Raw genomic sequence first — 6,000 nt, forward strand, 5'->3', positions numbered from 1 at the left:
GTAGGACATATATCCTGGTTAAGGGCATATAGGGAAGTATCCATGTGTCGGGGCTGGAGGGTCGTGCCATGACTGTCACCGGCGAGGAGACGTGGCCGGACGCGGCCGAATGGACCGGAAAGATCTACAGTGGCGGTTGGCGGCAGTCCGAGGGCGGGGTCCAGCAGGTGAACGAACCCGCCACGGGAGAGCGGCTGGCGGAGGTGGGCGTGGCAGCGCCCGCGGATGTCGCCCGGGCCGGGGCCATGGCCGCCCGAGCTCAGCGGGCCTGGGCCGAGAGGGCACCGCAGGAGCGCGCCGAGGTCCTGCTCCGCGCCGCTCGGGCACTGCGCGACAATCACGGGGCGATTCGTGAGTGGATCGTCAGGGAGTCCGGAGGCGTCCCGGCGAAGGGCGACTACGAGATCGCGGCCGGACTCAGCCAGCTGGCGCAGGCCGCTGGACTCGCGTCGCTGCCCCGCGGCGAGATCCTCAGCCCGTCGGTACCCGGCCAGACCAGTTACGCATGGCGGGTACCGCTGGGGGTGGTCGGCGTCATCAACCCCTGGAACGCCCCCCTGCTGTTCGCCATGCGAGCCCTGGCGCCCGCGCTTGTGCTGGGTAACGCCGTTCTGCTCAAGCCCGATCCCCACACACCGGTGTCCGGCGGTGTCGTCGTGGCGCGGTTGTTCGAGGAGGCCGGACTGCCCGGGGGGCTGCTCCATGTCCTGCCCGGAGGCCCCGGCACCGGTGAGGCGGTCGTGGCCGATCCCCACGTCGCCATGGTCGCGTTCACCGGCTCCACCGAGGCGGGGCGGGCGGTCGCTCGCGCCGCGGGCGACGGGCTCAAGCGGGTGGCCCTGGAACTGGGTGGCAAGAACTCGATCGTCGTGCTCGACGACGCGGACATCGACTCCGCCGCGGCAGCCGGGGCGATGAGTTCCTTCGGTTATCAGGGACAGGCCTGCGTCGCCGCCGGACGTCACCTGGTGTACGCCGACCTCGTGGAGCCGTACACCGAGGCGCTGATCAGGGCGACCAAGGCGCTGCGGGTCGGCGACCCCCGCGAGAAGGGCGTGGCCCTCGGCCCCGTGATCAGCGAGCGCCAGGCTGTGAGGGTCGAACGCATCGTGGACGAGAGCGTGGCTGCCGGGGCGCGGGTGCTGACCGGCGGACGCCGCCACGGGCTGTTCTACCCGCCCACCGTTCTGGACCACGTCGAGCGGACCATGCCCGCCTTCACCGAGGAGATCTTCGGGCCTGTCGCCCCTGTCGTGACGTTCCGCACCGACGAGGAGGCCATCGAGATCGCCAACGACACGGAATACGGTCTGACGGCGGCTGTGCACTCCCGTTCGGTGTCGCGGGCCGCGGCCATCGCCGAGCAGTTGCGCACCGGCATGGTGCACCTCAACGACGTCTCCGCCAAGGACGCCGCGAACGCCCCGTTCGGCGGGATGGGAGCATCGGGCAACGGCTCCCGCATCGGCGGCACCGCCAACCTGGAGCAGTTCACCCAGTGGCGCTGGATGACGGTCCTGGATTCCGCGTAATCGCGCGGTGACGACTGGCGCGACCGACGAGTACCAGCAGCCCGGGTGTCTCCGGCTGCCCGAGGCGGTGTCGGGACGCGTTCGGGGCGATCAACAGCTCGGGGGCCTCGCTGCTTGCGCGTCATGGACCGTCACCTCCGCCGCTCCACGGCGGGCACCCGGTTCACTCGCCAGGCCCCGCGGCAGGAGCCGCCGAACGGCGGGCTGCTGACGGCCCGTCGGCAGAGGCGGCCGGAGTGCCGGTGGCCGGCACCGTCGCGGCCGGTGTCGCGCCGTGGTGGCGTTGGCGGTGGGTGTAGGCGGTGATCGCCTGCCACAGGTCGCGGCGGTCGGCGTCGGGCCACAGTCCCGGAGTGAAATGGAGCTCGGCGTAGGCCGTGTGCCAGGGCAGGAAGTTCGAGACGCGCTGTTCGCCGCCGGTGCGCCAGAGCAGGTCCACGTCCGGCATGTCCCCGAGGGGCAGATGGCGTGCGAAGTCGTCCTCGGCGATCAGATCGGGCTCCAGATGGCCGGCGCGGGCCCGGTGAGCCAGGGCGGCGGCCGTGCGGGTGAGCTCGTCCCGGCCGCCGTAGTCGATGCACATCGTCAGCGTCAGGCCGGTCCGGGCGCGGGTGGTGCGCTCCCGCAGATGCAGGAGATCGACCAGGTCCGGAGGCAGACGCCCGGCGCGGCCGTGCCAGCGCAGCCGGACGTCGAGTTCCCCGAAGGGGTTCTCCGTCAGTTCGCCGCGCAGCAGGTCGAGGATCGCGTCGACCTCCTCAGGGTCGCGACGCCAGTTCTCGGTGGAGAACGTATAGAGCGTCAGATGGCGCAGGCCGATCTCCAGCGCCCCGTGCACCACCTCGCGGACGGTGACGGCACCGGCGCGGTGGCCCTCGTGCCGGGGCAGGCCGCGCTGCTGGGCCCAGCGGCCGTTGCCGTCCATGATCACGGCGACATGGGCGGGCAGCAGGCCGGGCGGGATCCGGGGCGGCTGCTCACCACCGGGATGGGGCGGCGGCTGCCGGAAGCGGCCGGTGGACGCCGGCCGGGCGGGTGCCGGTGACCGGTGCGGGCCGGGGCGGTGCCGTGGCGGAACCGTCAGCGGGGTCAGACTCCAGGCCAGGGCCGCGCGGGTCCGGGCGGGGGCGAGGATGCGGGCCCGGACCCGCAGCGCGGGCCGGGGCGGGGAGCGCAGGAGGGCCGGGCCTGCGGCGTCGACGGCGTCGAGCTGGGCGCGCAGCAGGGCGGCCATGGTGTCCAGGACCGTCGCGGAGCCGGGGTGCATGCCGCGGGTGAGGGCCTCGTGGGTCACCCACTGACGGGCCAGGCCGGTCAGCTGCGTGACCAGGGCGGCGACGGCGGGGCTCCAGCGGCGCCGCGTCAGGTCGGCCGCGGACCCGGGGTGGCGGTCGAGGACCTCGGCGGGCAGCAGCAGGTCGCCCTGGGCGAGGTCGGCGGACAGGTCGGTGAGGATGTCGGTGAGCCGGACGCCGTCGAGGAACTCCTCGTAGGCCTCCCGGGTGTCCAGACGCAGCGCCACGGGGACACCGGCCCGGTCGAAGACGGTGCGGACCAGCCCGAACCACGGCAGGAGGTTGTCCCGGCCCCAGGCGCGCCACTGCGCCCAGTCGGCGAAGTGCCTGCCGCGGGTGTCGTCCCGGACCTGGGCCATGGCGTCCCGCAGCTCCGACAGGTCCAGACGCCAGCGGCAGGCGGTGTCCACCAGAGCGTGGCGGATCGGGTCAGGGCTGGAGCCGGTGGGCAGTTCGCGGTGCAGGGCGGTGATCCAGGACTCGACCCGGGCGGCCCGCTCGGCGGCGGGCGCGGTGCGGTCGTCGCCGAGGTCGTCGAGCGCGTTGGCGGCCGCCCACAGGGCGTGGAGCGCCGGGCGCAGGGCCGGCGGCACCAGCTGGATCAGCGCGTACTCCGCAGGGTCCTGGTCCTTCGTCCGGCGCCGGCACAGCCGGTAGGCCGCCCGCAGGGCCGGATCGGCGCCGGTCACCGGCCGTCCGGCGGTTTCCGGGGTCACCTGTCGGTCGGCCGGTGTGGTGGTCGCGGGAGGCACATCGCTCACACTGAGGACGATACGTCCTGGTTGCGCGCGGTGATCACAGGGGCCGGGCGCGCGTCAGCGATCCACCCCGGACACCGGGCCGGGTGCGTCACGGCCCCGGCCCCGGGTCCGGCCGCACCGCCTCGGTGATGCCGGCCCGGGCCGCCTCCAGCTGAGCGGCGAACGCGATGCCGAGGAACAGGGCCACACCCGTCAGGTTGGCCCACAGCAGCAGGGCGACGAAGGCCGTCAGCGGCCCGTACACGGCACCGAAGGACCCGCTCTCGGCGACGTAGAGCGCCAGCAGCCAGGTGGCCGTGATCCACAGCACCAGATGGACCGCCGAGCCGAACGCCAGCCAGGTGTAGCCCGGTTGGTCCCGGCGTGGCGACCAGCGGAAGATCACCGCCGAGGCGACCCAGGCGAGCACCACGCCCAGCGGCACGTCGAGAGCGCGCCACCAGTCGAGCCAGGTGCGGGACCAGCCGAGGGCCTGCACCACCGCGCCGCCGACGGCGTCACCGGCCACGAGCACCAGGAAGCCCAGGACCATCGGCATCCCCGCGGCGAGGGCGAGCAGCAGGGACCGGCCGTACTTGAACAGGAAGGGACGGTCCCGCTCGATGCCGTAGATGCGGTTGGCGCCGCGCTCGACCTGGGCCATCGCCGAGGCCAGGTTGAGGACGGCGAAGCCCAGGCCCAGCCACATGGCGACCGCGCCCCAGACACCGGAACCAGCACTGCGTTCCGTACTGCCGAAAGCGTCCTCGATCAGCTTCGCGCTGGCGCCCGGGACGATCTGGCCGAGCGTGAGTTCGATGATCCGCCCCACACTCTCCGTGTGCACGGTGGTGGCCACGCCGACCAGGGCGATGGTGAACGGCACCATGCCGAGGACCACCTGGAAGGCGAGGGAGCGCGAGTTGCTGAATCCGTCCGCGTAACGGAACCGGGTGAACGCGTCGATGAGCAGTCGGCGGCCGCCGTAGCGCCGCAGCGCGGTGAACGCCTCGTCTCCGGAGAGTTCCTCCCCGATCATGTCCCGGGTCTGCGGGACGTGCACAGCGGTGCCCATCGAGAAGGTCTCCTTCTGCCTGCCCTGTGTCCGGGACCAGCATGCCGGGAGATCCGGCCGCGTGGTGGGTCAGAAGGGCAGGCGACCGCGCGTGCGGCGCCCGGCCGAGCCGCTGCGGCTCACGGCGCGGGAACTCGAGTGGAAGGGCTTGCTGAACAGCCTGCCCAGCGCACCGGGAGCCTTGCCGCCGGCGCGGGCGCCCGCGCCGAGAGAACGCTGGGTGCCGCGTTCGGGGTGGCGCGAGAGACGGGGGACGAGGAAGGCCAGGACGGCCAGGAGCACGCATCCGGCGAGGACGGCGGCAATGATCACGGGCAACTCCCTTGAGTGGTGGGGAGATACGGGTGCCCCGTCGCGTCACCTCCATGTGGCCTGCTAGGCGCCGGTTCCGTCCGTTCCGTCGTCTTCGCCCTCGGCGCCGGCCTCTTCGCGGTCGCCCTCCGCCTGGGACGGGGTGGGACGCGGGGTCGTGTCCCGCTCGTCGTCGCGGTCGCCCTCGGCCTGGGACGGTGTGTGGTCGCTCATCGTGTTCCTCCTTGTGCGGTCGCCGGCTGCCGGGTACCCCGGTGGGGTCGGGAGCACCGGCCCCGCGCGCGGTACCACTGGCCGGCCAGCAGCACGGCCAGGACGAGTTCCACCGCGTCACCGCCGTAGTACATGAGCTGCGAGGCGGCGTGCAGGTCGGCGGGGGTGTGGGCGGTGCCGGACGGGCCCGTGGCCCACAGGCTCTTGGCGAGGATCGCGTGGGCCGCGGAGGCGGCCAGCAGGGTCCCGCCCCGCACGGCCCAGCCGGGCCGGTGACGGATCGGGTCCACGGCGAGGAGCGCGAAGGTGAAGAGGGTGCCCGCGGCGAAGAGGTGGAGGTACACCAGCGGGTCGTGGTGGACGGAGGGCGGGAGCGGGGCCCGGTAGAGGAGCCACAGGCCGCCGATGTCCAGGACCGCGGCGACGGGTGGGAAGACGAGCGCCGTGACGAGGCGCGAGCGGGTCAGCGAGACCAGGGCGCGGCGGCCGGGCGGCGGGAGGGTGCGCAGGGCCAGCGTGACGGGCCGGGACAGGACGACCGGCAGCGGGGCCATCATGCCGGCCGTCAGATGGGCGGCCGTGTGCGCGGTGAACGGCGGCAGCCACGCCCCCCACGGCACGGCGAACGCGGCCACGAGCAGCCCCCCGCCCAGCCAGAACCCGGCGTCGCGGCGCACCGGCCAGCGATCCCCGCGGCGCCGCAGCCGGGCGGCGCAGGCCGTGTAGAGCAGACAGCCCACCAGGACGAGCACCGGCAGGGGAGCCGGGGGCGTCACCGCACCCCCCTCCGCCGGCCGCGGCGTCCGGGGAGAGGGCCGGCTGATGGGGGCAGG

6 protein-coding genes are annotated in these 6,000 nt (G+C 73.7%); 1 reads left to right on the forward strand and 5 read right to left on the reverse strand.

What is annotated here, in order from left to right; translation table 11 throughout:
- Positions 1 to 68: 68 nt before the first annotated feature.
- Positions 69 to 1,532 carry an aldehyde dehydrogenase family protein gene (locus ABTX62_RS24350; RefSeq protein WP_352118176.1) on the forward strand — a complete coding sequence of 488 codons (1,464 nt, stop codon included), beginning with the start codon at positions 69 to 71 and terminating at the stop codon, positions 1,530 to 1,532.
- Between the two features lie 163 nt (positions 1,533 to 1,695).
- On the opposite strand, the gene uppS is transcribed toward ABTX62_RS24350, so the two are convergent.
- From uppS to ABTX62_RS24375, 5 genes are all read right to left on the reverse strand, one after another.
- Complete coding sequence (gene uppS, locus ABTX62_RS24355; RefSeq protein ID WP_352118177.1) at positions 1,696 to 3,588, reverse strand: polyprenyl diphosphate synthase; 1,893 nt, start codon at positions 3,586 to 3,588, stop codon at positions 1,696 to 1,698.
- Positions 3,589 to 3,676: 88 nt separating this feature from the next.
- Positions 3,677 to 4,642 carry a YihY/virulence factor BrkB family protein gene (locus ABTX62_RS24360; RefSeq protein WP_352118178.1) on the reverse strand — a complete coding sequence of 322 codons (966 nt, stop codon included), beginning with the start codon at positions 4,640 to 4,642 and terminating at the stop codon, positions 3,677 to 3,679.
- Between the two features lie 69 nt (positions 4,643 to 4,711).
- The gene (locus tag ABTX62_RS24365) at positions 4,712 to 4,954 is read right to left on the reverse strand and encodes a DUF6411 family protein (protein ID WP_352118179.1); all 243 of its coding nucleotides are present in this window, start codon (positions 4,952 to 4,954) and stop codon (positions 4,712 to 4,714) included.
- Positions 4,955 to 5,017: 63 nt separating this feature from the next.
- The gene (locus ABTX62_RS24370) at positions 5,018 to 5,167 is read right to left on the reverse strand and encodes a hypothetical protein (RefSeq protein WP_352118180.1); all 150 of its coding nucleotides are present in this window, start codon (positions 5,165 to 5,167) and stop codon (positions 5,018 to 5,020) included.
- Positions 5,164 to 5,943 carry a cytochrome c oxidase assembly protein gene (locus ABTX62_RS24375; protein ID WP_352118181.1) on the reverse strand — a complete coding sequence of 260 codons (780 nt, stop codon included), beginning with the start codon at positions 5,941 to 5,943 and terminating at the stop codon, positions 5,164 to 5,166. The genes ABTX62_RS24370 and ABTX62_RS24375 overlap by 4 nt, the downstream gene beginning before the upstream one ends.
- Positions 5,944 to 6,000: the final 57 nt, after the last annotated feature.

Origin of the sequence: Streptomyces sp. NPDC096046 (assembly GCF_040303285.1) — a bacterium.
GTDB lineage: Bacteria > Actinomycetota > Actinomycetes > Streptomycetales > Streptomycetaceae > Streptomyces.

Bases quoted from the DNA above. Each gene is read 5' to 3' on its own strand.
- ABTX62_RS24350 (WP_352118176.1), top strand. From the start codon at position 69: ATGACTGTCACCGGCGAGGAGACGTGGCCGGACGCGGCCGAATGGACC.
- ABTX62_RS24360 (WP_352118178.1), bottom strand. From the start codon at position 4,642: ATGGGCACCGCTGTGCACGTCCCGCAGACCCGGGACATGATCGGGGAG.
- ABTX62_RS24370 (WP_352118180.1), bottom strand. From the start codon at position 5,167: ATGAGCGACCACACACCGTCCCAGGCCGAGGGCGACCGCGACGACGAG.